The sequence below is a fragment of the Desulfoscipio geothermicus DSM 3669 genome, from assembly GCF_900115975.1.
GTDB classification, from domain to species: Bacteria; Bacillota; Desulfotomaculia; order Desulfotomaculales; family Desulfallaceae; genus Desulfoscipio; species Desulfoscipio geothermicus.
This window is the reverse complement of sequence record NZ_FOYM01000006.1, coordinates 24565-48682: the sequence shown is the minus strand read 5'-3', so window position 1 is coordinate 48682 and position 24118 is coordinate 24565. Positions and strand designations below refer to the sequence as shown.

The window sequence follows — 24118 nt, the reverse complement described above, 5'->3', positions numbered from 1 at the left end:
TATTAAAAAACACGTTATCACGGGGTGTTAATTAGAATACTTGACACTCGAAAGAGTTTTGAGTAAAATCTTGCTGTAAAGTATTTTTACTTTATATGCGAGAAGGTTTTTTTAAATGAGTATGGATAAAGTAACCATGATGACGCTGCTGTGTGATTTTTACGGCCAGTTGTTGACCAAAAGGCAGCAGAAGTTCATTGAATTATATTACGGAAACGACTATTCCCTGGGGGAAATTGCCGAAAACTACGGCGTCAGCCGGCAGGCGGTTTATGATACACTGAAACGGGCGGAAAGCACGCTGCGGAACTATGAACGGAAACTGGGGCTGATAGACAAATTTTTAAAACAGCGTAACAAGCTGGCCGAGGCGGCCCGGTTGCTGGAAGAGCATAATAAAAATTCGCCAGGTAGAATTGCCCGGGCCAGAGAGATATTACAGGAAATACTGGAGATGGACAGGGGGTAAGGTGATGGTTTTTTCCGGATTGGCTGAAAGGCTCCAGGAAACATTTAAAAAACTGAAAGGAAAGGGCCGGCTGACCGAGGAGGACGTGGACCAGGCGTTAAAGGAAGTGCGCCGGGCGCTGATCGGCGCGGACGTTAACTTTAAGGTAGTCAAGGATTTTATTGCCCGGGTGCGGGAGCGGGCTGTGGGCAGCGATGTTTTGCAAAGCCTGACCCCGGCCCAGCAAGTGATAAAAATTGTGCACGATGAACTGGCGATGCTGATGGGTGGCACCCAGAGCAAGATTGAACCGGCTCCTGCACCGCCCACGGTAGTGATGATGGTGGGCCTGCACGGGGCGGGTAAAACCACCTCAACCGCCAAGCTGGCCAATCACCTGCGCCGCCAGGGGCGGCGGCCTTTGCTGGTGGCCTGTGATATCTACCGCCCGGCCGCTATCAAGCAGCTGCAAGTGCTGGGCGGGCAGCTTGATGTGCCCGTGTTCAGCATGGGCGACAGCGTGGCGCCGCCGGATATTGCCCGGGCTGCGGTGGAAAAGGCCCGCAGGGACGGCAACGACCTGGTGATTATCGACACCGCCGGCCGGCTGCACATAGACGACGAACTGATGACCGAACTCCAAAATATCGCGCAAACTGTCAAGCCCAATGAGATACTGCTGGTGGTCGATGCCATGACCGGCCAGGACGCGGTTAACGTGGCCAAAACATTCAACGAGCGCTTGTCCTTAACCGGGGTGGTGCTCACCAAGCTGGACGGCGATACTAGGGGCGGGGCGGCGCTGTCCGTGAAGGCGGTCACCGGTTGTCCCATTAAATTCGTCGGCATGGGCGAAAAACTGGACGCCCTGGAGGCTTTTCACCCGGACAGGATGGCTGACCGCATACTGGGTATGGGCGACGTGCTCTCGCTGATTGAAAAAGCCCAGGCCAGCTTTGACGCCGAACAGGTGGAAAAACTCAATAAGCGTATCCGGAGCATGGAATTTACCCTGGATGATTTCGTCCAGCAGCTTAACCAGGTAAAAAAGATGGGTCCTATTGACCAGATCCTGGGCATGATTCCGGGTTTGGGAAATATGAAGAAACTAAAAAACCTGGAAGTTGATGAAAAGGACCTGGTTTACGTGGAGGCCATTATCAGCTCCATGACGCCCTGGGAAAGGCAGCACCCGCAGGAGATCAACGGTAGCCGGCGCAAGCGCATAGCCCGGGGCAGCGGCACCAGCGTGCAGGAAGTAAACCGCCTGCTCAAGCAATTTGAGCAAACCCGAAAAATGATGAAGCAGCTCATGGAAATGGAAAAAAGCGCCAAAAAAGGCAAGCTGGGTAAAAATCTGCTCGGACTGGGGAAAAAAGGATCGCCTTTTTAATGCAACAGCAAACATATCCAATCGCATGGTGTATGACGTACAAACCAGCATAAGGAGGTGAACACAAGTGGCAGTCAAGATCAGGCTGAAAAGAATGGGGGCCAAAAAAAATCCTTTTTACCGGATAGTGGTGGCTGATTCCAGATCTCCCAGAGATGGTCGCTTTATTGAGGAGATAGGTTATTATGATCCGCTGAAAGAACCTGCAGTGATCAAAATCAACGAAGAGAAGGCAGCGGAATGGTTGCGCAGAGGTGCACAACTGACGGACACCACCAAAGCCCTGTTTAATAAGGTCGGCATCACCAAAAATGCCGCCGGCAGCGAGGGCCAGTAATTTGAGGAGGTTAATCCCATGAAGGAACTGGTGGAAACTTTGGCCAAAGCCCTCGTCGACAATCCTGATATGGTAACCGTGGACATGATTGAAAATGAAAAATCCTGTACCATTGAGTTGCGCGTTGCCCCGGACGATATGGGCAAGGTTATCGGCAAACAGGGCCGGATCGCCAGGGCCATACGCACCGTGGTGAAAGCGGCAGCCACCAAAGAGCGCAAAAAGGTTACCGTGGAAATTATTTAATGGCCGCCGGTCCGTGAAATAATAAATAACGATTTACCAAAGGGGGCTTCAAGGCCCTCTTTTGTACATATTTGAACGTATTGGAAACCGGCTTGGACCTTCCCGAGGGGGTGGGATTATTGACAGAAGAGGCAAATAAATTTATTGCCATAGGCAAAATAGTAAACACTCAGGGAAACCGGGGCGAAGTGCGGGTGATTCCGCTCACCGACTTCCCCGAACGTTTTGCCGACACTGAAAGGGTCTATCTGCAGCAGGGCGGTCGGTTTGAAATCCGCCTTGTTGAGAAAACCTATCAACATAAAAAGTTTATTATTGTTAAGTTTGCGGGCGTTAACGACATGAACGCCGGGGAGGCGCTCAAGGGGGCGTTGGTGATGATTCCCCGGGAAGAGTTGATGCCCCTACCGGAGGATACCTTTTATATCTTTGACATCGTCGGACTGGAAGTGGTTACCACCGAAGGGCGCTCCCTGGGGCATGTGAAGGAAGTGTTACAAACCGGAGCCAACGATGTCTATGTGGTGGAAGGAAATACCCGGCGGCCGCTTTTAATACCGGCGCTGAAAAAAGTGGTGCTTCGCGTCGATACGGCGGAGAAAAGGATGACCGTGGAACTGCCGGAGGGGCTGGAGGAAACGCAATAACTTGCTGACTTGGTGCCAGGCACCGTTGAACCGTTGGAGGAATGATCATGAAAATCGATATCCTGACACTGTTTCCGGAAATGTTCGCGGGGCCGTTTGACAGCAGTATTATCAAACGGGCCCGGGAAAAGGGGCTCTTGGAAATAAACTTCACCGACATCCGGGACTTTTCCGGCAACAAGCACAATACCGTGGATGACACTCCCTACGGCGGGGGCGCCGGGATGGTAATGCAGGCGCCGCCTGTCATGCGGGCGTTGGAGCATGTGCGAGGCCTGCGGGGCGGCGCTCTGAACAGGGTGGTGCTGATGTGCCCCACCGGCCTGCCCTTTGATCAGAATTGGGCCAGGGATCTGGCCCGGGAGGAACACCTGGTGATCATTTGCGGTCATTACGAAGGATTCGACGAGCGGGTGCGGGAACTGGCGGTGACGGACGAACTGTCTATCGGCGATTACGTGCTCACCGGCGGTGAACTGCCGGCCATGGTGGTGGTGGACGCGGTATCCCGCATGATCCCCGGTGTCCTTGGCGAAAGCGCCTCGGCGGAAGAGGATTCTTTTTACCGGGGACTGTTGGAGTATCCACAGTACACCCGGCCCCGGGAATACGAGGGGCTAATCGTGCCGGACATCCTGCTCAGCGGCCACCATGAAAATATCAGGCGCTGGCGCCGTCGCCAGGCCTTGCTGAAAACCCTGGAGCGCCGTCCCGACTTGCTACGGGAGGAAATCCTCACCGACGAAGATCGTGACATACTCCGCGAAATGGCAGAAGTAATTCGGGGAATTTTGCAGTTAGACTAATGCAGGCATTCTTGCGCTACGAGGCCGATTATGGTATAATTTTTCTTGTTGATTACGGCGGTCCGCTGCTCTGAAATGATGCGGGGCATGAACGCCCGGGGGGAAGGAGGTACATTGCATGGATTTAATTAAAGCCGTTGAAGAAGGACATTTTAAACAGGACATTCCCGAGTTTCGTCCCGGTGACACGGTGCGGGTGCACGTCAAGGTGGTTGAAGGCGGCCGGGAGCGGATTCAGGTTTTTGAAGGCGCGGTTATCAGGCGCCGCGGCGGCGGTCTGGGTGAAACTTTTACCGTTCGCCGGGTATCATACGGGGTTGGCGTAGAAAGAACTTTCCCTTTGCATTCCCCGCGCATTGACAAAATTGAAGTGGTCAGACGCGGGCGCGTCCGCAGGGCCAGACTTTACTACCTGCGCAACCTGCGCGGCAAAGCCGCTCGCATTAAAGACATTCGCTAGTTATAATCAGGGACTGCTTGTTAGACAGTCCCTTTTTAAATCTGTTAAAGCTTGAGGGGATGAAAATGGAACAGGCGGGGCGGGAGCAACTGGAAAACAAGCCGGGTAAAAAGGAAAAATCGGCTGTCATGGAGATATTGGAGTCGATTGCCATAGCGGTCTTACTGGCGGTAGTAATAAGGATGTTTGTTTTTCAACCGTTTTATATCCCGTCGGAATCCATGGTGCCGACCTTGCAAGTCGGGGATAGAATCATTGTCAGCAAATTGACGTATCGTTTCAGCGAGCCCCGACGGGGCGACATCATGGTGTTCAGGTTCCCCCTGGACCCCAGTCGGGATTTCGTCAAACGCACGATCGGCCGCGGCGGGGAAACGGTGGAAATTCGCAACAGCCGGCTGTTTATAAACGGCAAGCCGGTGGCGGAGAATTACTTGCCGGGAGGCTTGCGGTTCGATGATTTCGGACCGGTGAAAGTACCGCCGGACAGCTATTTCATGATGGGCGACAACCGCAACAACAGTGACGACAGCCGGGTCTGGGGGCCGATGCCGGAAGAAAACATCGTGGGCAAGGCAGTGTTGATATACTGGCCCCTGGACCGGATCAGGTTGCTGTAAATATGAATCATAAGCTTTGGTGGAAAGAATAAGTTAATATTAGGACGATGCAGGTGAAAGCATGGATATCCAGTGGTACCCCGGGCACATGGCCAAGGCCCGCAGGCAGGTACAGCAAAATCTAAAACTGGTGGACGTGGTTATTGAACTGCTGGATGCCCGGATACCGGCCAGCAGCCGAAACCCTGACATAGATCGGATTTTGCAGGGCAAACCGAGGGTGATGGCCTTAAATAAAGCTGACCTGGCCGACCCGGCAAAAACCGCGCTCTGGCTGGATTTTTTCAAAAAAAATGGCCTGCCGGCGGTGGCCGTTGATGCGCAGCGGGGCATGGGGGTCAAGCAGATGGTCGCGCTGACCGAACAACAGGCCCGCCCGGCCTTGAATAAATACAGGGCCAGGGGCCGCCGGGCCCGACTGGCGCGCTGCATGGTGGTGGGCGTGCCCAACGTGGGCAAGTCGATGCTGATCAACCGGCTGGCCGGGAAAAAGGCCGCCCGCACGGGCAACCGCCCCGGCGTCACCCGGGGGGAGCAGTGGATCAAGCTGGGCAGCGGCCTGGAATTGTTGGATACGCCCGGTATTTTGTGGCCCAAGTTTGAGGACCCGGAGGCTGCGTATAAACTGGCCATGACCGGCGCCATCAAGGAACAGGTTTACGACCCCGAAGATGTTTGTCTGAAACTGGTGGAATGGTTGCTGGACCGGGCCCCGGGCGTATTGGCTGAGCGTTACAAACTGGATAATCCGCCGGGCACTGCCTGGGAGGTTTTGATAAGCATTGGGACCAAGAGAGGGTTTATTGTTTCCGGCGGAAAGGTGGACGGGTACAAGACCGCGGTGCTGGTGCTTAAAGAATTCAGGGAGGGTAGATTGGGGAAGTATACCCTTGATTTGCCTGGACAGTAAGTAAAAAAACCTAAAAATATTTTGCTGCGGGCAGGGATTTGCCGGTCAACCCGCGAAAAAAAATATAAGTTTAGCTTTCCTGTCGGAGTTATTGCCGTGGATATAAGTTCCCTGACGGTGACCCAGATAAAAAAGCTGCTGCAACAAGGTGGCGGGCCGGCTGAAGATTTGCTGGCGGCCATGGCCCGGGACAACCGGTCAGCGGTGCAGGCTTTATACAAACGGTGCGTGGCCGACCGGCAAAAGTATGAAGCGAACCGGCAGCGCCTGGCAAGGATGCGGGAATACGAACAGACCTTGAAAAAACCGGGCCAGAGCCTGGTGGCGGGTGTGGATGAGGCGGGCCGCGGTCCGCTGGCCGGGCCGGTGGTGGCGGCAGCCGTTATCCTGCCCGAAGGTTGGCTGTTGGACGGGCTGGATGATTCCAAAAAACTTGTCCCGGCCAGGCGCGAAACTTTGGAAACCAGGATTAAGGATGCGGCCCTGGATTGGGCGGTGGGCATGGCCACCGTCGGCGAAATCGAGAAATACAATATTCACCGTGCTTCAATGTTGGCCATGCAGCGGGCGGTACAAAACCTGGCATTAAAGCCGGACCTGGTTTTGCTTGACGGGAAGTTTACCCTGTCATTGACGGACCTGGAACAAAGGGCCGTGGTCGGGGGCGACGGGTTATGTCCCTCCATTGCCGCGGCTTCGGTGGTGGCCAAGGTCACCAGGGACAGGTTGATGAATATTTGTCACGTACTATACCCCGAATACGGCTTCGACCGCCACAAAGGATATAGTACCGCTTCCCATATGACGGCCCTGGCGGCATTCGGACCGTGCCCCATACACAGGCGCGGTTTTGCGCCGGTCAAGCAGTTAATTGACAAACATGACAATACGGACCAAAATAGTTAATTTGACAAAATTTTATATAATATCTTTAAATACTTCTGTCAGGTAGACGACATTGTGAGAAAGCGATCATAAATTGCCGGACTGGGCTTGTTGATTTTGAACAGGCGCTTGTTTTCAAAATGTTTGTTGGCGTGCCAGGGAGTTACGAATTTCACATGTAGTGGTTTTTGTTCTCCCCGGTTTGAATATATAAAGCAATTGTTTTATTGCTATGAAAAATTAAAGGGAAAGGGGGGAGAGAAGTGTCAGATTGGGCGGGTGTGTTTATATTTTTTGTGGTTGCATTAATCTTTGGGGCGGGTGGAATTGTTACATCTTTTATTATCCACCCCAGGCGGTTAAACCCGGTCAAACTGGAAGAATATGAGTGCGGTTTGCCGACTGTGGGCCCCACCTGGGTGCAGTTCAGGACCAGTTACTTCCTCTATGCATTACTTTTTGTCATATTTGACGTAGAAACAATTTACCTTTATCCCTGGGCGGTGAAATTCCAGAGCCTGGGATTATTTGCGTTCATTGAGATGATCATCTTTATCTTCATTTTGATTGTGGGCTTGTGGTACGCCTGGAAGGAAGGTGCGTTGGAATGGAAGTAAACAAGGGGAAAACACAGATTGAAACCGTGCAAAAAGATATCTGGGCCCCTGAATATTTCGGAGATAACCCTGATTACCACACCATGCACGAGTTGAAGCGATTGGTTTACTTGGCACCGGTGGAAAAAATATTGAACCTGGCCAGGGCGCACTCAATATGGCCGCTGGGTTTCGGCCTGGCATGCTGCGCCATCGAGGCTTTGATGGGCGCCAACGGCCCGCGTTATGATCTTTCCCGTTTCGGATACGAGGTTATGCGCGGTACGCCCCGTCAGGCGGACGTCATGGTGGTGGCCGGTACCATAACTAAAAAGGCGGCCCCCTTCGTGCTTCGTTTATGGGAGCAAATGGCCGAGCCCAAGTGGTGCATCGCCGTGGGCAGTTGCGCCATATCAGGCGGACCGTTTGTCGATTCATATTATGTGGTGCCCGGCGCCAATAAACTGGTGCCTGTGGATGTTTATGTGCCTGGTTGTCCTCCCAGGCCCGACGCCGTTATTGAAGGGTTCCTCATGTTGAAGGACAAGATTTTGGATAAACGTGAACGGCTGCAGAATAAGAGCAAGGTGGTGACGGGTTAAATGAAAGAACAACTCGCACCGGTTGATGAAATGAAACAAAAGTTCAGCTATATTGAATTTGATGAGCAAAAGACCGTCAATGTTCCGGCGGATAAACTGCTGGAGTTCATGCAAGCGATGAAAGATGAATACGCGCTGGATTTCCTGACCAATTTGACAGCAGTTGATTATCCCGAAGAAAACAAACTTCAAGTGGTATACAACCTCAACTCCATTGAAAAGGGCTACACACTGATGGTTAAAACCGATGTCGACAGGGAGCATCCGGAAGTGCCGTCGGTTTTCCCTGTCTGGGGCGGCGCCAACTGGCAGGAGCGGGAAGTGTATGACTTGCTGGGGATTGTATTTACCGGTCACCCCAACCTGAAACGCATTTTATTGGACGATAAGTTTGAAGGACACCCTCTGCGCAAGGACTTCCGTTGGGAAGGCGGCAGGGAGTAACCTATTATAGGGATTATAAGAGGTGTAGCAAATGTTAAGGACGCAAGAATATTTTCTGAACTTCGGTCCACAGCACCCCAGTACCCACGGTGTCTTTCAGATCATTCTCACTCTGGACGGAGAAAGAATTGTCAAGGCCGAGCCGGTTTGCGGTTATCTGCACCGGGGTATTGAAAAACTGGCCGAGTCGCGCACCTATACCCAGGTGATTCCCTATACCGACCGGATGGATTACCTGGCGGCAATGCTGCAGAACCTGGGCTATGTGCAGGCGGTTGAAAAGATGATGGGCATTGAAGTGCCGGAACGGGCCGAATATTTACGGGTAATATCCGGCGAGCTTTCCAGGCTTACCAGTCACGTGCTGGCTACCGGCGTATACGCGCTGGATATCGGTGGCTTCACCGGCTTCCTCCTGTGCTTCCGTGAGCGGGAGAAAATGATGGACTTGCTGGAGGAATTGACCGGTTCCCGAATGACCCTCAGCTACGCCCGCATAGGCGGTGTGGCCGACGATGCGCCCGAGGGCTGGCTGGATAAGCTGGATAAGCTTATGGATGAAATGCCGGGCTATATAGAGGAGTATAACGGATTGATTACCGGCAATGAAATTTTTCAGGCCCGGACCAAGTTCGTAGGTCAACTCAAGCCGGAAACGGCTGTCAATTACAGTTTGAGCGGTCCGGTACTGCGGGCCAGCGGGGTTAACTACGATTTGCGCAAGGCCAAGCCTTACGGTATTTACGACCGTTTTGACTTTGAAGTACCGCTGGGTGAAAACGGCGATTGCTTTGACCGGTTCTACTGCCGGGTGTTGGAAATGGAGCAGTCGGTAAAAATTATCAAACAAGCTATTGAGCAGATCAAAGAAGTCGACGGTCCGGTAATGGCCAAGGTACCCAAGGTGCTGAAACCGCCCAAGGGCGAGGTATACCATGAGATTGAAACTTCCAAGGGCATTATCGGCTACTATGTTGTCAGTGACGGCAGTAATAAACCGTACCGTGTGCATGTGCGGCGCCCGTCGTTTATCAATCTGGGATACCTGGATGAAATGCTCAAGGGTTATTTGATCGCCGACGTTGTGGCTATTTTGGGTAGTATTGATATCGTTCTTGGTGAAGTGGACTGTTAGCAAATACGGGATCATAGGGGAGAAGTGGCATGTTGGAAAATTTATTTGTAGGTATAGCCGACTGGCTTAGATCACTTCTCGGCGGTCTGGGGACGCCGGGGGAGATAAATGAAGCCATCGTTATGCTGGCCAAGCTTGTGGCTATCCTCGTTTTTATTTTGGTCAATGCTCTGTGGTTGGTATACATGGAGCGCAAGGTTGCCGCCTACATGCAGGCCCGTATTGGCCCCAACCGGGTAGGTCCCAAGGGACTTTTACAAACCACGGCGGATATCGGCAAGTTGATCAGCAAGGAAATTGTAATCCCCAAAAAAGCCGATGTGGTTGTGTTTTTGCTGGCTCCGGTACTGATTTTCGTGCCGACGCTTATGGTATTTGCCGTGATACCCTTTGGTAAAAATATGGCGGCCATTGACATGAATATCGGCGTGTTTTACTTGCTGGCCATAGCCTCATTATCGACTTTGTTTTTCTGGATGGGCGGCTGGGCTTCCAACAGTAAATACTCGCTGATCGGCAGCATGCGCGTGGTGGCTCAGATGGTAAGTTACGAGCTGCCGCTGGTGCTGGGACTTTTGGGCGTGGTCATGATAGTGGGCAGTTTGAAAATGTCCGATATTATAGCTGCGCAGGAACACACCTGGTTTATTTTCACTCAACCGATTGCCTTTCTGATTTATTTTATCGCTGCTGTGGCGGAAACAAACCGCACCCCGTTCGACCTGGTGGAAGGTGAGTCCGAAATTATCGCCGGGCCGTATACCGAGTACGGTGGGATGGCATTCGCCATGTTCTTCCTGGCCGAGTATGCGAATATCATGGTAATCTGCGCCATGGCCACCATAATGTTTCTCGGCGGCTGGCACGCGCCTTTCGGCCTGGACTTCATCCCGTCCTGGGTATGGTTCTTCCTCAAGATGTACATTTTGATTTTCATCGTCATGCAGTTCCGCTGGACCTATCCGCGCATCAGGGTGGACCAGCTTATGGGCTTTGGTTGGAAGGTGCTGGTGCCCCTTGCCCTGGCCAACATCTTTATAACCGGTATAGGGATGAAAATATACCAGGCGATAGGGTGGTGATTGCATGTTTGGAAAAGGGTTGATCAAAGGACTGCAAATTACCTGGAAGGAATTTTGGGCGCAGAAGCTGACCGTGCAATACCCGGATGAACAGCACCCGGTACCGGAGCGCTTCCACGGTCGTTTTATACTGGATGTTGACAAGTGTATTGCCTGTTCGCTGTGTGCCAATGCCTGTCCCAATAAGGTAATTACAATCAAAAAGCAAAAAGTGGGCAAAAAACAATTTATGACTGATTATATAATGAATATCCAGTACTGCCTGTTCTGCGGGCTGTGCGTGGAATCATGCAACAAAGACGCGTTGCACTTTTCTCAGGATTTCAATATGAACCAGTATTTTTACCGGGACCTCCCTCTTGTGCTGGTACAGCGGGAAGCGCCTGCCGAACCGGTGGATGAGGAAGCGCCGGCGGCCAAAGCAGGGGACGATAAAAAGGCCAAGGCAAAACCGAAACCCAAGGCCAAGACCGACAAACCTGCCGAGCCCGCCGCTGATTCCGAGGTTGCCGCCGGCAAGGCACCCGATAAGGAGGGTCAGTAACAGATGGAAAGCAGTATATACAGTGTAGTGGCGTTTTACGGTCTGGCGCTAACCATCCTGGGAGCGGCTACCCTGGTGGTGTTTGTGCGCAACATTGTGCATTCGGTTTTGTTTCTGGCGGTTACCTTTGTCGCCATGGCCGGCCTGTTTCTGTTGCTGGATGCCGACTTTATCGCCGCAGTACAGGTGCTGGTTTATGCCGGCGCGGTCTGTATCATGGTGGTTTTCGGTATCATGCTCATTCAGCGGGCCGATATGAAGGCAACAAACCTGTTCAACAAGCAGTTGCTTGCCGGCGGCGGATTGGTGGCGCTGGTAGTGGCTTTGTGCGCCGTACTGGCCGGTCGCACCGCTTGGACGGAGTTGGTAACCGCGCAAGAGGTTCCGGCCAATACAGTGCAGTTTATCGGAACGCTGCTGCTCAGCAAGTATGTCATACCCTTTGAAGTGGCGGCCTTGCTTTTGCTGGTGGCGCTGGTCGGCGCCATTGTTATAGCCAGGGACGAGGAGGTGAAGGCCAATGCCAGAGATTAGCCTGACCCATTACGTCGTGCTTTCGGCACTCCTCTTCAGCATCGGCCTGTTCGGGGTTTTGACCAAGCGTAATGCCGTAGCTGTTTTGATTTGTATTGAGTTGATGCTCAATGCGGTCAATATCAACCTGGTGGCCTTCAGCAAATACATTACCCCGGCAGATTTCATCGGGCAGATTTTCTCCATTTTTGTCATAACTGTGGCCGCTGCCGAAGTGGGGGTAGGATTGGCCATCATCATTGCCATCTACCGGAATAGGCTGTCAGTGAATCTGGATGATTTCGACTGGCTTAAATGGTAGGATTTTCAATAGTGAAGGTAGGTGCTTAAAATAATGCTTGTTGAATTTGCAATGCAGCATGCATGGTTGGTGCCGCTCCTTCCCGCCTGTGCCTTTGTGGTAATTGTGTTCCTCACCCGGCCATGGCAAAAGTTAAGCGCCATCGTGGCGGTCGGTTCCATGGCTATGTCCTGTGTAATTGCCACTCTGGCGGCTTACGGGATTTTTACCAATCATGAATATATTGAGAAACCACTGGTATATGCTACGCGCTGGTTTTCCCTGGGATTGCCGGGAATGCCGGACTTGTTGGTGGAAGTAGGAGTGCAGTTGGACCCCGTATCGGCCATGATGATGTTCATGGTATCGTTTATAGCTACTTTTATTTATCTGTACTCCATCGGTTATATGGAAGGGGAGGAAGGGTTTTCAGTTTTCTTCTCTTACCTGTCATTGTTCGGAGCCTCCATGCTCCTGCTGGTGATTTCCAGCAACCTGTTGCAGATGTTTATTGCCTGGGAGTTGGTGGGACTCTGTTCGTACCTGCTGATCGGTTTTTACACGCATAAAGTATCCGCACGGGAGGCGGCCAAAAAGGCTTTCGTCACCTGCCGGATTGCGGACTTCGGTTTGTTGCTCGGACTGTTGTCCCTGCAAATCATTTTCGGCACCCTGAACCTGGTGGAACTCAGTGATAAGATTGCTCATTTTGAAGAATACACTACCTTTGGCATGATTACGCTGATTGCCGTGCTGGTGTTTATCGGGCCTATCGGCAAGTCCGGCCAGTTTCCGCTGCATGTATGGTTGCCTGACGCCATGGAAGGCCCCACACCGGTCAGCGCGCTGATTCACGCCGCTACCATGGTCGTCGCCGGTGTATACCTGGTGGCCCGGACCATGTTCTTATTCCACGAGGTGCCTTCCGCCATGCAGTTGGTGGCGGTTACGGGCGGCTTTACCGCATTTTTCGCTGCAACCATAGCTATTACCCAGCGGGAAATCAAGCGCATTCTGGCTTATTCCACCGTCAGCCAGATCGGCTACATGATGCTGGCCCTGGGAGTGGGCAGCCTGAGCGCCGGATTGTTCCACATGTGGACTCACGCCTTTTTCAAGGCCCTGATGTTCCTGGGCGCCGGCAGTGTGTTGCATGCGCTGCACCATAAAGCCGACGTATGGGAGATGGGCGGACTGGTTAAGAAAATGCCCATCACCGCCTGGACCTTTGTTGTAGGCGGCCTGGCTATTGCCGGTATTCCGCCCTTTGCGGGCTTTTGGAGTAAAGACGAAATTCTGGTGGCCGCTCTGGGCGGCGGGCATTACGTGTTGTTCGCCCTGGCCGCATTTACCGCGTTTCTGACTGCTTTCTATATGTGGCGGATGATTTTCCTGGCTTTCTTCGGCGAGGAAAATCCCGAGAATCACCCGCATGAATCCCCGTGGGTCATGACCCTGCCGCTGGTAGTTCTTGCGGCGGGCGCCATCAGCGTGGGCTGGCTGGGCACTCCCTGGCATAATATCTGGGGCGAATGGATCCGTTTCGGACACCCGCATCACGGCCCCATCAATTACGGTGCCATGATCGGTTCCATTGTACTGGCTGCTGCCGGTATTTACCTGGCCTATACGCTATATCTCAAGGACGCCAAGAAAAAACGGGCCCGCAGGATGGCCGAATGGTTCGGACCCGTTTACCGGATGCTGTATAACAAGTACTACATCGACGAACTGTATCTCTGGTTCAACCACGCTTTGGTGGACGGCACCGCCCGGTTATTCTACCTGTTTGACATTTACGTGGTGGACGGAATAGTAAACGGCATCGGTGCTTTTGCCCGGTTTTCGGGGGACGGCCTGCGCGTGTTCCAGTCCGGCCGGTTGCAAAACTATGTGCTTGTTTTCTTCCTTGGCGTGCTGGCTGTGGCCGTCTTAATGGCTTTTAGCGGCCCATCTGCCACCAGCCTGCTACTGGGAGGTGTGAAATAAATGGATTTTCCGATCTTGCTAACCATATTGCTGGCTCCCGTGGCTGCAGCATTGATCATGGTGTTTGTGCCCAAGGAAGAACACATGCTGCACAAGAGCATCGCCGCGGTCGGCACCTTTGTATCCCTGGCTCTCAGTTTGTTCGTCTATTTCACCTACAACAAGGAAATCGGCGGGCTGCAGTTTGTCTTTGGACATGACCTGCCGTGGATCAAGGACCTGGGCGTGACATTTTTCCTGGCTGCGGACGGCATCAGCCTGCCCATGCTGCTTTTAACCAACCTGATCGGTTTCTCAGCGGTATTCGCCTCCTGGAACATCAACAACCGGCCCAGGGAATTCTTCATCCTGTTGATGCTGCTGATTACCGGTGTTATGGGCACATTTATCGCCCACGACCTGTTTATCTTCCTGCTGTTTTATGAAGTGGTGGTCATCCCCATTTACATCATGGTGGTTATCTGGGGTAGTTCCAAACGGGTCACTAAAGAGTACGCCGGTATGAAACTGACCATCTACCTGTTGATCGGAAGCGCCTTCCTGCTGGCCGGCGTGATTGCGCTGTTTGTGAAGACCACCGCACTGGCCGGCGTGCCGGACATGAGTTTTACCGGTATGGCCCAGGTGGCTCAGCAGTTGTCGCGGTTTGATCAAATCTGGCTGTTTGCCTTGATGCTGATCGGTTTCGGTTCACTGATATCCATGTGGCCGTTCCACTCCTGGTCGCCTGACGGCTACGCCGGCGCTCCCACGGCGGTAAGTATGATTCACGCCGGCGTATTGAAAAAGATCGGCGGCTACGGTCTGGTGAAGATTGCGGTTTACATGCTGCCGGTGGGCGCATCCTTCTGGGCGCCTTACATGGCCGTGCTGGGCATTATCGGCGTGGCATACGCCGCCATGGGCGCGCTGGCCCAAAAGGACCTCAAGTATGTCGTCGGTTATTCCAGTGTGAGCCACATGGGTTATGTAATTCTGGCCGTGGCCTGCCTGGACGTCATCGGATTGAACGGCGCGGTGGCCAACATGTTTGCCCACGGCGTAATGGCGGCCCTCTTCTTCTCCATGATCGGGTTCATTTATGAAAAAACCCATACCCGCTGGATTCCGGATATGGGCGGTCTGGCCAGGCAAACACCTCGCCTGGCGGTGGGCTTCATGATGGCGGCCATGGCTTCGCTGGGCCTGCCCGGTCTGGTCAGCTTTATTCCTGAGTTTACCATCTTCATTTCCGGTTTCAATAATTTCGGCGGCTTGGCCGTTATTGGTATCGCCGGTATCATCATTACCGCACTGTACGTGTTGCGTGCCGGCGCCAACACCCTGTTCGGCCCGCCCCGCCCGGAATATAATCACCTGGAGGATATCAGAGGACCGGAACTGGTACCCCTGGTGGTGCTGGGTACCGTGCTGGTTGTCGGGGGTTTCCTCCCATCCCTGTTGTTCGACATGATTAACAGCGGCGTCGTACCCCTCCATGCGGCCATTAGCGACGCTCTTCAGATAGGGGGGAAGTTATAAATGCCATTTGATCCTTCTGCATTGACACTGGAGATGTTAACTGCGGTCCTGGGCCTGGGTGTGCTCATACTCGGGTTGATTGTACCCAAAGGCTCCAGGCACGGTTTGGGTTGGGTCAGTTTCCTGGGCCTGCTGGGCATTATCGGGGTGGCCGTGGCCCTGTGGGGCGACAACCGGGAACTGCTGGACGGCATGTACCTGGTGGATAATTATGCGTTGTTCTGGAAAATTACCTTCCTTTTGTCCGCTGCGCTGGTAATCCTGGGTTGCATGCGCTATGTGGACAGCATAGGAGACCAGGCCGAATATTACAGCATAACCATTTTCGCCACCCTGGGCATGATGGTCATGGCTTCGGCCGGTGATTTCATCACTCTGTACCTGGGCCTGGAATTAATGACCATTTCCTTTATCATTCTGGTTTGCTTCCGCAAACTGGAAGCAAAATCAGTGGAATCGGGCATTAAATATATCCTGCTGGCCGGCATGAGTTCGGCGGTGCTGCTTTACGGCCTGAGCTTGCTGTATGGTTTGACCGGCAGCGTCATCATGCTTGATGTCAGCCGGATCGTGGCCATGCAGCCCGTTTCCCCGGCGCTGGTGCTGGCGGTGGTGATGCTGGTGGCCGGTCTGGGCTTCAAAATATCCGCCGTGCCGTTTCACATGTGGTCGCCCGATGTTTACGAGGGCGCGCCCACTCCGGTGACGGCATTCCTGGCCGTGGGTTCCAAGGCGGCGTCATTCGCTATCCTGCTGCGCTTGTTCATCGCCGGGCTGCCGGGAATCTGGGAAAACTGGGCCATGGTAATCGCCATCCTGGCGGCGGTGACCATCATTGTGGGCAACCTGGTGGCTATTCCGCAGACCAACATTAAAAGGCTGCTGGCCTACTCCAGCATCGCCCAGGCAGGATATATCATGGTCGGCCTGGTTACAGCCACCGAGGCCGGCATCAAGGGTGTCATGTTCTACGCCTTCCTGTATGTGTTTGCAACGGTGGGGGCCTTTACCGTGGCAGCCTACTTCTACAATATTACGGGCAGTGACGAATTAAAGGACTACGCCGGCCTGAGCCAGCGTTCCCCGTTGATGGCCGCAGTGATGCTGGTGGCCATGCTCAGTATGGCGGGTATTCCGCCGCTGGCCGGCTTCGTGGGCAAGTTCTACCTGTTCAAGACCATCGTGGACGGATACCTCTGGCTGGTATTCATCGGTCTGATCATGAGCATGGTGTCGGTGTACTATTACCTGCGGGTTGCCCTGGTTATGTACCGGGATGAGCCCATCGACGCCACGCCCATCAGTGTTTCCAGCCCCGTCGCCGTAACCCTGATCGTTACCATGATTGCCACACTGATCATTGGGGTCTATCCGGGGCCGCTTTCCGAAGTGGTCAACAACGCGGCGCATACGTTCTTCTTGCACTAAACACTAAGCTAATTACAAAAGGGGACAGGCACCGATTCACAAAGCGAATCGGAGCCAGTCCCCTTTTACGATGCCTGTCCCCTTTTGTATACTCCAGCCACAGATGCATCAGCCGGGCTTCCAGCATGTTGGAAGCGGCTATCTTGGGCATAATAGTGTGCACCATTAACTTGACATTATTTAATCAAACAGGTAGGCTTTAGGTAAAAGGGGGGGTGTTCATGCGAACCGAAAATGCCGACAGGTTGTATACCTATGAGGATTATTTAAAAATTGACGACGACAATCAATACGAGCTGATCGGAGGGAAGTTAATTTTGGTTCCAGCACCAAGAACGATTCACCAGGAAATTACATTAGCAATAGCTTCAATTATAAGAGATTTTGTTCGCAGAAACAATTTAGGCAAGGTATTAATCGCCCCAACGGATGTTCTTTTATCAGAAACAGAAAAGCCCCAGCCGGATATACTATTTATCTCAAAAGAACGTTTGGACATTATTACCGAAATGAATGTTCAAGGTGCCCCCGATTTAGTGGTTGAAGTATTGTCGCCGTCAACAGGCAAATATGATAAAGTCGAGAAAAGTAAAATATATTACAAGCATGGAGTAAAGGAATACTGGATAGTTGATCCCGACCATAAGATTATTGAAGTTTTTATACCTGCCGAGAAAAACTGGAATCTGTTTCAATCTTATGATGATGAGGACACGTTAACGTCCCCTCTGTTAACCGGGTTAGAAATACAACTGAGGGACATTTTTAGCTAAGGTTAAATACTGATGTTTAAACCGGCCTCTATAAAACAGTCACGTTTGTCCACTGTCATGGCTTAATTGCCATTGGTTCTTGGTTACACTGTGCAAGTTAGCTGCAGGTAATTTGGGGCCGATAAAAAGCTAGAGTGGTTAAACACGCTCTAGCTTTTTACCGGTACGTAATGTTTAAATGTGTGTGCAACTTACTCGCCTTTAAAACTTGGCTTGCGTTTTTCCAGGAAGGAGTGCATACCTTCCAGGTAGTCGCTGGTCAAGGCGGTGGTGACGATTTCCCGTCGTTCGCGGCTGAGCTGGGCTTCCAGCAACGACAGCATGGACTCGTTAAGCAATTCCTTGGCCCTGGCGAATGCTTCGGTGGGGCCGCTTTTCAATTTATTCGCCCAGGCTTCCACGTTCCGGTCAAATTGCTCGTCATTAAAAACGGCGTTAACCAGGCCCATATCCAGCGCCTTTTCCGCTGAAATTACAGAGTCCATGAATACCAGTTCGCTGGCGCGTCCCATGCCGACCATTAACGGGATGAGCAATGTCCAGGCGCCGTCGGGCACCAAGCCGACGCTGGTCCAGGCCTGTTTGAAAACTGCACTTCGCTTGGCGATGCGCAGGTCGCAGGCGGCGGCGATACTCATGCCCGCCCCGGCCACCGGCCCGTTGATGGCCGCAATTACGGGCTTGCGCACATAGCGAATGTCCACAATAATTCTATTCAAACGGCGGGTTAGATGTTTCCAGTAATCCGAAGGGTCGGGATTCTCCGACTCACGCGCGGTTTTAAGATCTCCTCCTGAACAAAAACCATTACCGGACCCGGTCAAAATAACTACTTTAACATTCTCATCTTCACAACAATTTTCCAATGCCTGGATAAGTTCATTAGCCATTTCCAAGTTGAGGGAGTTGTAATTGGGACGGTTTAGCTTTATGTATCCTTTTCCCTCTTTTTTATCCAGTATCAACGTGCTCCAGTCCATATTTTTAGCGCACCTCCTTGACGTAACATTATATTAACAATATTCTAAATAAATAAACGGATTCCTTTTTGTTTTTATAAAATTTAAAAAAAGTGTTTTTTGTTGATAGTATCTTTATTTATATAGAAGAGAACGGGCGATGCCATTTGGGAGCAGTCGTGTTATAATTGGGTAAACTGGTATGCTTAAAATAGTGTTTACAGGGGGGAGTTATGGAACAAAAGAAACATTACCGGGGTTCGGCAAAGTATATAGCGTCGGAAGAACTGATAAACGCCGTTAACGTGGCTGCACTGTTAAAACGCCCGCTGTTGATCAAAGGCGAGCCCGGCACGGGCAAAACCATGCTGGCTCAAAGCATTGCGGAAAACATGCAAATGCGGCTGATTATATGGAACATCAAGTCCACGACCAAGGCCCAGGACGGGCTTTACGTTTATGACACCGTCCAGCGGCTGTATGACAGCCAGTTTGGCGAGGGAGACGTACGGGACATCAAACAGTACATTAAACTGGGCAAACTGGGCGAAGCCTTTGTTTCGGAAGAGCAGACGGTTTTGTTGATTGACGAAATTGATAAAGCGGATATCGAATTTCCCAATGACTTGCTCTGGGAACTGGATCAGATGAGCTTTTACATACCGGAAACCGGTGAAACCGTCACGGCCCGCCACCGGCCCATCGTAGTGATCACCAGCAATGCGGAAAAGGAATTGCCGGACGCCTTTTTACGCCGGTGCATTTTTCATTACATTGCCTTTCCGGACGAGCAAATGATGTGGGAAATTATTAATGTGCATTATCCGGACTTGGACATAAAGCTGGTGCGCAGTGCGGTAAGAGCTTTTTATAAGATTAGAAGTTTGCCCGGGTTGCAAAAGAAACCCAGCACCAGCGAACTGCTGGACTGGGTGCAGGCGCTGGCCGCGGGCGGCGTGGACCCGGATATGATTGAAGCCGAAATGCCCCTGCCCGGCGTGTTGCTGAAAAAGGATAATGACATGGCTTTATTGCAGCGCAGGTATGGCGGCGGCGAACTGCCCGGCGCGGGGAGAAAAAATCTAACCGGATACCGGCGGGGTTGATCGCATGTTTACCGGCCTGTTTTACGCGTTGCGCCGGGAAGGGGTCAAAGTTACTGTCATCGAATGGCTGGCCCTGATGGAGGCGCTTGAACTCGGCCTGGCCAATAACAGCCTGATCAATTTTTATTACCTGGCGCGGTCGGTGCTCATCAAAAGTGAGACCCAGTATGACGCCTTTGACCGGGCGTTTTTGCAGTGCTTTGAAGGAATTGAAACCCCGCCGGAAATTACCGGTGAAGTGTTGAAATGGCTGGAGAACGCCCTGCCGCCCCTTAAAGTTGGCCAGGCTGATAAGGTTGCGGATTTTCACTGGAGCCTGGATGAGTTAAAGAAAAAACTGGCTGAACGCCTGATGAAGCAAACCGGGGAGCATCACGGGGGTTCGCATTGGATAGGTACGGGAGGTACTTCTCCCTTCGGGCATTCCGGTTACCACCCGGCCGGCGTACGCATCGGCGGGGAATCGGTGAACCGCTCAGCGGTGAAGGTGGCTGCCGCCAGGGCTTACCGGGATTTTCGTACGGATGAAACGCTAAATACCCGGCAGTTTGAACTGGCCTTGCGCAAGCTGCGGTTGCTCAGCACGGCGGTGGACGGTGAGCGGGACGTGCTGGACCTGGACGGCACCGTGGAGGCCACCGGGCGCAATGCCGGCAGGCTGGAACTGGTCTGGGCCAGGGGACGTAAAAACAATATCAAATTACTTATTCTCATGGATTCCGGTGGCTCGATGAACCCCTACCAGAGGCTTTGCAGCCGCCTGTTCAATGCAGCCAACAAGTCAACTCACTTCCGGGACTTGCAATTTTATTATTTTCATAACTGTATCTACGAAGTCATTTTTAACGATCCTTTTTGCCTTAGAAAAAACGCCACCGGCACGTACGATTTCCTGCGCCGCTACGGCCCGGATTACAGGCTGGTCATCGTGGGCGATGCCAGCATGGGCCCCGGTGAGTTATTGATGTCGTACGGGGCGCTGGACTGGGGGGCGGACAACGAAGAGCCCGGCTTAACCTGGCTGCAGCGACTGGCCGGGCATTTTGAGCACAGCGTGTGGCTGAATCCCATCCCCAGGGCGCACTGGGAAATGGTGGAGGGGGCCCGAACCATCAAGCTGATTGGTGAAGTGTTTCCCATGTTTGAACTGACCCTGGATGGTTTAAATGCGGCGATCAAAAAGTTGCGGGTCAAAAAATAATAAAAGGAGTGTGTAACAAATGGATAACGATCTGGCTACCCAAATGCGCAACAAGGCGGGCGAGAACTTCCGCAACGGCTACAATTGCGCGGAATCAATATTTATCGCTTTTCGGGAACTGCTGGCGCCGGACATTGACCCCACTCTGGCCAGGATGTTTACCGGCTTCGGGGGCGGGCTGGGCCATGCCGGCTGCATGTGCGGGGCGCTTACCGCATCTGCTGCAATGCTCGGTCTTTTAAAGGGACGCATCAGTGCCAGTGAAGACAGGGATGGATGCTATAAACTGACGCAGGAATTGCATGACCGCTTTGAACAAAAGTTTTCCGCCACCTGCTGCCGCGTGTTGAATCCCCACCCCTTTGACACCAAGGAGCACCTGAAAAACTGTTTGAAAATTACCGGAAACACGGCTAAATTATTAACTGAATATTTAATGGAAAAAGGTCTTTTGCCGCAGGGAAAGTAGGTAACCGGCTTGACTTTGCAAAGGCGTCGCCTTGGAATCAGGGGTGAAAATATAGCTGCAAGTTATTTGCAAAAAAAAGGACTGCGCATAGTGGAGCGTAATTACCGGTGCCGCCTGGGGGAAATTGATATCATCGCCCGGGATGGCGGCTGTCTGATTTTTGTTGAGGTGCGGACAAAGAGTACCCGGACATTCGGACTTCCGCAGGAAAGCATTACGGCGGCCAAGGTGCGTAAATTGCGCCGGCTGGCTCAATATTACCTGGTTCAAAGGTCAATGGGGGAGTTAAATGTACGATTTGACGTGGTGGCGGTAAACTGTGTGGAAGATATGCAAATTACACATATAGAAAACGCTTTTTAACCCGGATGAAAGCCGTTAAATATTATAATTTGCCAATTCAAGGAGAATTCATTGCTGCGGCGCCGCATAAATTTTAAAATTATTTTCACAAACAAGGCAAGGGAGGGTTTGCTATGGCGCCGCAACCCAAAGTTAATGAGCAAATTTGCCTGGAATGCCGACTTTGCAGTTTTTACTGGGGAGAAAGCTGTAGCGGGTTGTTAAAATACACAAAAGAAGGTTGCATTGAATTAAGCCAGTAAATATTTAAATATACCCCCTACCCGGCCAAGGGCAGGGGGTGTTTGATTTTAATCAGCATTATCCCTGGCAAACAGGGCGGCACCCAGGGCGGCAGTAATCTCGGGTTCTTCGGGAACCGACAGCCGGCAGCCCAGTTGTTTGGCCAGAGCGTTGACCACCCCGCTGTTGCGGGCCACCCCGCCGGTGAAAACTACTTCGGGTTCCAACCCCGTGCGGGAGGTCATGGAGGCGACCCGGGCGGCCACGGAATCGCATACGCCGGCCACGATATCCGCCTTTGGCGCTCCGGCGGATACATGGGAGATAACCTCTGATTCCGCAAAGACCGTGCAAAAAGAAGAGATGGCGCAATGTTCCCGGGCCCGGGCGGCCAGGGGGCCCAGTTCTTGTATTTCCAATTCCAGGGCGGCGGCCATCACTTCCAAAAACCGCCCTGTTCCGGCGGCACACTTGTCGTTCATGGCAAAATCAATTACTTTCCCGCCGGGCAGCAATCTAATCACTTTGCTGTCCTGACCGCCGATGTCTATGACGGTTCCGGCACCGGCAAACAGGTGGGCGATGCCCTTGGCCTGACAGGTGATCTCGGATACTTCCCGGTCTGCGGGGAAGGTCACCCGCCCGTAACCGGTGGCCACAGCGGCCGCTATGTCTTTGGGGGCCAGTTTTTTTTCTTCCAGTAATCCGTTCGACAGCCGGTTGGCCACATTGCGCCCGCTGTACCCGGAACGCCCGGTGGCGCGGGCTACCATATCGCCGTTTTTGTTGACCAGTACCACTTTTGTGGTCAGGGAGCCGATATCCACGCCTAAAAAATAACGAGCCACTTTGTTTATTCCTCCAAACAATGTAGTTGCGATATTTTAAATTCCGCCCACTGTTTCCAGGAAAGCCTGCACCCGGTTGCGAATGGGCTCTTCCGCGTAAACCCGCTCGTCGGCCATATCCGCTTCCACCACCAGACCGGGGACGCCGGTTTCTCGCGTCACCCGGCGGCGGATCACTTCCTGGATCAGCGAATAAGGTTTGCAGGACCGGTTGGAATGCATGACGAATCCGTCTGCGTTATATTCCTTGATCAGATTAATCATTTGCTCTGCCCGGAAGTCCGGTGAACGATTTAAAAAAATTTCGGTATAGGTGATGGCCATGCTCTCCAGTGGGTCGCCGGAAGGCAGTTCCATCACCCAGCCCCCGCTGTATGTATCGGTTACAAAGCAAGCGCCCCTTTCGGAAAACATTTTGAAAAATCCGAAAATCCGGTACCAGATGGCAATGTTGTCCCAGACCAGCCGGATTTTTTCTCCATCCACGGCGCCCTGGCGTTGCCGTACCCTCCGGTTGACTTCTTCCTTTAGCCTGCGGTAGTAGTCCACGGCTTGTTGCGTTCCCCGCAAGGTTACTATGGGTGCCATGTGGATAAACAGGTCGGGCGCATTCAGCGGGGAGGGACTGGTCTTGCAAAATTCGCGTATTTCTTTCCATAACGCAATGGCCTGGCTGCTCCTGGCCAGTTGCTCCGCAAGCTCCCGCCGGTTCAGGCGGCGGCCGGTCAGCCGTTCCAGGTCAACCACCATTTGCTCGAACTGCGCAAGCACGTACTCTTTGGTGTGGTCGGTCAACCGGGCGGGCAAGTAAGGAGTATCCAGAACCAAAAGCGGCACTTGAAAAATCCGGGCCAGGGCTTCGTACCACTTTAAAACAGTGCCGCAGATGTTATTGCAGCATACCAGCAGGTCCGGCGGTTTGGGCAGTCCGCCCATGGGGGCCAGGTCCGGGCGCAGGATGGAACCGATATGGGTGCGGGCGTAAGAACAAAGGTCCTGTGAGTACCCGGCCGCCTCGGCCACCTGGCATAGTTTTGCGGATACCCGTCTCGTACCGCATATGGCTCCGTAGTTTTCCGGGTACACCGGATGGATATTGAATGCCCGCAGCAGTTCCACGGGAGCGCCGCTGGTTATCCAGGCCAGGGGGCGCTTTAATGGCTTGCCCCAGAGCCGGTGATAGCGGGACAGGGCATAGTGGCGGGTCATCATTTTCTCCAGGTGTTTGGTGCTGGCCAGCGGTAGATACTTGCGCTTTTCGGCCATTTGA

At 52.7% G+C, this 24118-nt stretch carries 29 protein-coding genes; 26 read left to right on the top strand and 3 right to left on the bottom strand.

Going from position 1 to position 24118, the window contains the following annotated elements:
- Positions 1-121: 121 nt before the first annotated feature.
- The 22 genes from ylxM to BM299_RS04875 all read left to right on the top strand — a co-directional run bounded on the left by ylxM (position 122) and on the right by BM299_RS04875 (position 17680).
- A complete protein-coding gene (gene ylxM / locus BM299_RS04980; protein ID WP_092482450.1) occupies positions 122-469 on the top strand; it encodes a YlxM family DNA-binding protein in 348 nt (115 codons plus the stop codon).
- Positions 470-473: 4 nt separating this feature from the next.
- A complete protein-coding gene (ffh, locus tag BM299_RS04975; protein WP_092482364.1) occupies positions 474-1841 on the top strand; it encodes a signal recognition particle protein in 1368 nt (455 codons plus the stop codon).
- Between the two features lie 67 nt (positions 1842-1908).
- A complete protein-coding gene (gene rpsP, locus BM299_RS04970) occupies positions 1909-2178 on the top strand; it encodes a 30S ribosomal protein S16 (protein ID WP_092482363.1) in 270 nt (89 codons plus the stop codon).
- Positions 2179-2196: 18 nt separating this feature from the next.
- Positions 2197-2424, top strand: a complete 228-nt coding sequence (locus BM299_RS04965; protein WP_092482362.1) for a KH domain-containing protein — start codon at positions 2197-2199, stop codon at positions 2422-2424.
- Positions 2425-2543: 119 nt separating this feature from the next.
- The gene (gene rimM, locus BM299_RS04960; protein WP_092482449.1) at positions 2544-3071 is read left to right on the top strand and encodes a ribosome maturation factor RimM; all 528 of its coding nucleotides are present in this window, start codon (positions 2544-2546) and stop codon (positions 3069-3071) included.
- A 47-nt stretch (positions 3072-3118) separates the two neighbouring features.
- On the top strand, positions 3119-3877 hold the full coding sequence (trmD, locus tag BM299_RS04955) for a tRNA (guanosine(37)-N1)-methyltransferase TrmD (RefSeq protein ID WP_092482361.1): 759 nt from the start codon (positions 3119-3121) through the stop codon (positions 3875-3877).
- A gap of 118 nt (positions 3878-3995) precedes the next feature.
- Positions 3996-4337: a 50S ribosomal protein L19 gene (rplS, locus tag BM299_RS04950; protein ID WP_092482360.1), complete on the top strand. Its 342-nt coding sequence runs from the start codon at positions 3996-3998 to the stop codon at positions 4335-4337.
- Between the two features lie 65 nt (positions 4338-4402).
- Complete coding sequence (gene lepB, locus BM299_RS04945; protein WP_092482359.1) at positions 4403-4957, top strand: signal peptidase I; 555 nt, start codon at positions 4403-4405, stop codon at positions 4955-4957.
- Positions 4958-5018: 61 nt separating this feature from the next.
- On the top strand, positions 5019-5867 hold the full coding sequence (ylqF, locus tag BM299_RS04940) for a ribosome biogenesis GTPase YlqF (RefSeq protein WP_092482358.1): 849 nt from the start codon (positions 5019-5021) through the stop codon (positions 5865-5867).
- A 96-nt stretch (positions 5868-5963) separates the two neighbouring features.
- Entirely contained in the window at positions 5964-6773 is an 810-nt protein-coding gene (locus BM299_RS04935; RefSeq protein WP_092482357.1) for a ribonuclease HII, read from the top strand.
- A gap of 287 nt (positions 6774-7060) precedes the next feature.
- Positions 7061-7369 carry an NADH-quinone oxidoreductase subunit A gene (locus BM299_RS04930; RefSeq protein ID WP_425429467.1) on the top strand — a complete coding sequence of 103 codons (309 nt, stop codon included), beginning with the start codon at positions 7061-7063 and terminating at the stop codon, positions 7367-7369.
- A complete protein-coding gene (locus tag BM299_RS04925; protein ID WP_092482355.1) occupies positions 7360-7950 on the top strand; it encodes an NADH-quinone oxidoreductase subunit B in 591 nt (196 codons plus the stop codon). The genes BM299_RS04930 and BM299_RS04925 overlap by 10 nt, the downstream gene beginning before the upstream one ends.
- Entirely contained in the window at positions 7951-8394 is a 444-nt protein-coding gene (locus tag BM299_RS04920) for an NADH-quinone oxidoreductase subunit C (protein WP_092482354.1), read from the top strand. It begins immediately after the preceding gene.
- A gap of 31 nt (positions 8395-8425) precedes the next feature.
- Positions 8426-9529 (top strand): NADH-quinone oxidoreductase subunit D, encoded by a 1104-nt coding sequence (locus BM299_RS04915; protein WP_092482353.1) that lies wholly within the window; start codon positions 8426-8428, stop codon positions 9527-9529.
- Positions 9530-9558: 29 nt separating this feature from the next.
- Positions 9559-10611, top strand: a complete 1053-nt coding sequence (nuoH, locus tag BM299_RS04910) for an NADH-quinone oxidoreductase subunit NuoH (RefSeq protein WP_092482352.1) — start codon at positions 9559-9561, stop codon at positions 10609-10611.
- A 4-nt stretch (positions 10612-10615) separates the two neighbouring features.
- Complete coding sequence (locus BM299_RS04905) at positions 10616-11155, top strand: 4Fe-4S dicluster domain-containing protein (RefSeq protein WP_092482351.1); 540 nt, start codon at positions 10616-10618, stop codon at positions 11153-11155.
- A gap of 3 nt (positions 11156-11158) precedes the next feature.
- Positions 11159-11689: an NADH-quinone oxidoreductase subunit J family protein gene (locus tag BM299_RS04900; RefSeq protein WP_092482350.1), complete on the top strand. Its 531-nt coding sequence runs from the start codon at positions 11159-11161 to the stop codon at positions 11687-11689.
- Positions 11676-11990 (top strand): NADH-quinone oxidoreductase subunit NuoK, encoded by a 315-nt coding sequence (gene nuoK / locus BM299_RS04895; RefSeq protein WP_092482349.1) that lies wholly within the window; start codon positions 11676-11678, stop codon positions 11988-11990. The genes BM299_RS04900 and nuoK overlap by 14 nt, the downstream gene beginning before the upstream one ends.
- Positions 11991-12023: 33 nt before the next feature.
- A complete protein-coding gene (nuoL, locus tag BM299_RS04890) occupies positions 12024-13958 on the top strand; it encodes an NADH-quinone oxidoreductase subunit L (RefSeq protein ID WP_092482348.1) in 1935 nt (644 codons plus the stop codon).
- Entirely contained in the window at positions 13959-15479 is a 1521-nt protein-coding gene (locus BM299_RS04885) for a complex I subunit 4 family protein (RefSeq protein WP_092482347.1), read from the top strand. It abuts the gene before it with no gap.
- On the top strand, positions 15480-16907 hold the full coding sequence (locus BM299_RS04880) for an NADH-quinone oxidoreductase subunit N (RefSeq protein ID WP_092482346.1): 1428 nt from the start codon (positions 15480-15482) through the stop codon (positions 16905-16907).
- A 221-nt stretch (positions 16908-17128) separates the two neighbouring features.
- Positions 17129-17680 carry a Uma2 family endonuclease gene (locus tag BM299_RS04875; RefSeq protein WP_092482345.1) on the top strand — a complete coding sequence of 184 codons (552 nt, stop codon included), beginning with the start codon at positions 17129-17131 and terminating at the stop codon, positions 17678-17680.
- A gap of 191 nt (positions 17681-17871) precedes the next feature.
- Here the strand turns inward: BM299_RS04875 and BM299_RS04870 are convergent, their stop codons facing one another.
- Positions 17872-18660: an enoyl-CoA hydratase/isomerase family protein gene (locus BM299_RS04870; RefSeq protein ID WP_092482344.1), complete on the bottom strand. Its 789-nt coding sequence runs from the start codon at positions 18658-18660 to the stop codon at positions 17872-17874.
- Positions 18661-18872: 212 nt separating this feature from the next.
- On the opposite strand from BM299_RS04870, the gene BM299_RS04865 reads away from it, so the two are divergent.
- Genes BM299_RS04865 through BM299_RS04850 form a run of 4 tightly spaced genes read left to right on the top strand, consistent with a single transcriptional unit; the run spans position 18873 to position 21778 of the window.
- Positions 18873-19745: an AAA family ATPase gene (locus BM299_RS04865; RefSeq protein ID WP_092482343.1), complete on the top strand. Its 873-nt coding sequence runs from the start codon at positions 18873-18875 to the stop codon at positions 19743-19745.
- 4 nt (positions 19746-19749) lie between these two features.
- Positions 19750-20946 carry a vWA domain-containing protein gene (locus tag BM299_RS04860; protein WP_092482342.1) on the top strand — a complete coding sequence of 399 codons (1197 nt, stop codon included), beginning with the start codon at positions 19750-19752 and terminating at the stop codon, positions 20944-20946.
- A 19-nt stretch (positions 20947-20965) separates the two neighbouring features.
- Positions 20966-21415 carry a C-GCAxxG-C-C family protein gene (locus tag BM299_RS04855; RefSeq protein WP_092482341.1) on the top strand — a complete coding sequence of 150 codons (450 nt, stop codon included), beginning with the start codon at positions 20966-20968 and terminating at the stop codon, positions 21413-21415.
- Between the two features lie 9 nt (positions 21416-21424).
- Positions 21425-21778 carry a YraN family protein gene (locus tag BM299_RS04850; RefSeq protein WP_092482340.1) on the top strand — a complete coding sequence of 118 codons (354 nt, stop codon included), beginning with the start codon at positions 21425-21427 and terminating at the stop codon, positions 21776-21778.
- A gap of 290 nt (positions 21779-22068) precedes the next feature.
- Here the strand turns inward: BM299_RS04850 and BM299_RS04845 are convergent, their stop codons facing one another.
- Together BM299_RS04845 and BM299_RS04840 are read right to left on the bottom strand one after the other, a co-directional pair.
- Positions 22069-22848 carry an acyl-CoA dehydratase activase gene (locus BM299_RS04845; protein WP_092482339.1) on the bottom strand — a complete coding sequence of 260 codons (780 nt, stop codon included), beginning with the start codon at positions 22846-22848 and terminating at the stop codon, positions 22069-22071.
- Between the two features lie 36 nt (positions 22849-22884).
- The gene (locus BM299_RS04840) at positions 22885-24114 is read right to left on the bottom strand and encodes a 2-hydroxyacyl-CoA dehydratase subunit D (RefSeq protein WP_092482338.1); all 1230 of its coding nucleotides are present in this window, start codon (positions 24112-24114) and stop codon (positions 22885-22887) included.
- Positions 24115-24118: the final 4 nt, after the last annotated feature.

Bases quoted from the DNA above. Each gene is read 5' to 3' on its own strand.
- trmD (WP_092482361.1), top strand. From the start codon at position 3,119: ATGAAAATCGATATCCTGACACTGTTTCCGGAAATGTTCGCGGGGCCG.
- BM299_RS04885 (WP_092482347.1), top strand. From the start codon at position 13,959: ATGGATTTTCCGATCTTGCTAACCATATTGCTGGCTCCCGTGGCTGCA.
- BM299_RS04920 (WP_092482354.1), top strand. From the start codon at position 7,951: ATGAAAGAACAACTCGCACCGGTTGATGAAATGAAACAAAAGTTCAGC.
- nuoL (WP_092482348.1), top strand. From the start codon at position 12,024: ATGCTTGTTGAATTTGCAATGCAGCATGCATGGTTGGTGCCGCTCCTT.
- BM299_RS04855 (WP_092482341.1), top strand. From the start codon at position 20,966: ATGGATAACGATCTGGCTACCCAAATGCGCAACAAGGCGGGCGAGAAC.
- BM299_RS04900 (WP_092482350.1), top strand. From the start codon at position 11,159: ATGGAAAGCAGTATATACAGTGTAGTGGCGTTTTACGGTCTGGCGCTA.
- ylqF (WP_092482358.1), top strand. From the start codon at position 5,019: ATGGATATCCAGTGGTACCCCGGGCACATGGCCAAGGCCCGCAGGCAG.
- BM299_RS04905 (WP_092482351.1), top strand. From the start codon at position 10,616: ATGTTTGGAAAAGGGTTGATCAAAGGACTGCAAATTACCTGGAAGGAA.
- BM299_RS04860 (WP_092482342.1), top strand. From the start codon at position 19,750: ATGTTTACCGGCCTGTTTTACGCGTTGCGCCGGGAAGGGGTCAAAGTT.
- BM299_RS04870 (WP_092482344.1), bottom strand. From the start codon at position 18,660: ATGGACTGGAGCACGTTGATACTGGATAAAAAAGAGGGAAAAGGATAC.
- BM299_RS04925 (WP_092482355.1), top strand. From the start codon at position 7,360: ATGGAAGTAAACAAGGGGAAAACACAGATTGAAACCGTGCAAAAAGAT.
- BM299_RS04865 (WP_092482343.1), top strand. From the start codon at position 18,873: ATGGAACAAAAGAAACATTACCGGGGTTCGGCAAAGTATATAGCGTCG.
- rplS (WP_092482360.1), top strand. From the start codon at position 3,996: ATGGATTTAATTAAAGCCGTTGAAGAAGGACATTTTAAACAGGACATT.
- BM299_RS04915 (WP_092482353.1), top strand. From the start codon at position 8,426: ATGTTAAGGACGCAAGAATATTTTCTGAACTTCGGTCCACAGCACCCC.
- lepB (WP_092482359.1), top strand. From the start codon at position 4,403: ATGGAACAGGCGGGGCGGGAGCAACTGGAAAACAAGCCGGGTAAAAAG.
- ffh (WP_092482364.1), top strand. From the start codon at position 474: ATGGTTTTTTCCGGATTGGCTGAAAGGCTCCAGGAAACATTTAAAAAA.
- nuoH (WP_092482352.1), top strand. From the start codon at position 9,559: ATGTTGGAAAATTTATTTGTAGGTATAGCCGACTGGCTTAGATCACTT.
- BM299_RS04965 (WP_092482362.1), top strand. From the start codon at position 2,197: ATGAAGGAACTGGTGGAAACTTTGGCCAAAGCCCTCGTCGACAATCCT.
- BM299_RS04880 (WP_092482346.1), top strand. From the start codon at position 15,480: ATGCCATTTGATCCTTCTGCATTGACACTGGAGATGTTAACTGCGGTC.
- ylxM (WP_092482450.1), top strand. From the start codon at position 122: ATGGATAAAGTAACCATGATGACGCTGCTGTGTGATTTTTACGGCCAG.
- nuoK (WP_092482349.1), top strand. From the start codon at position 11,676: ATGCCAGAGATTAGCCTGACCCATTACGTCGTGCTTTCGGCACTCCTC.
- BM299_RS04875 (WP_092482345.1), top strand. From the start codon at position 17,129: ATGCGAACCGAAAATGCCGACAGGTTGTATACCTATGAGGATTATTTA.
- BM299_RS04840 (WP_092482338.1), bottom strand. From the start codon at position 24,114: ATGGCCGAAAAGCGCAAGTATCTACCGCTGGCCAGCACCAAACACCTG.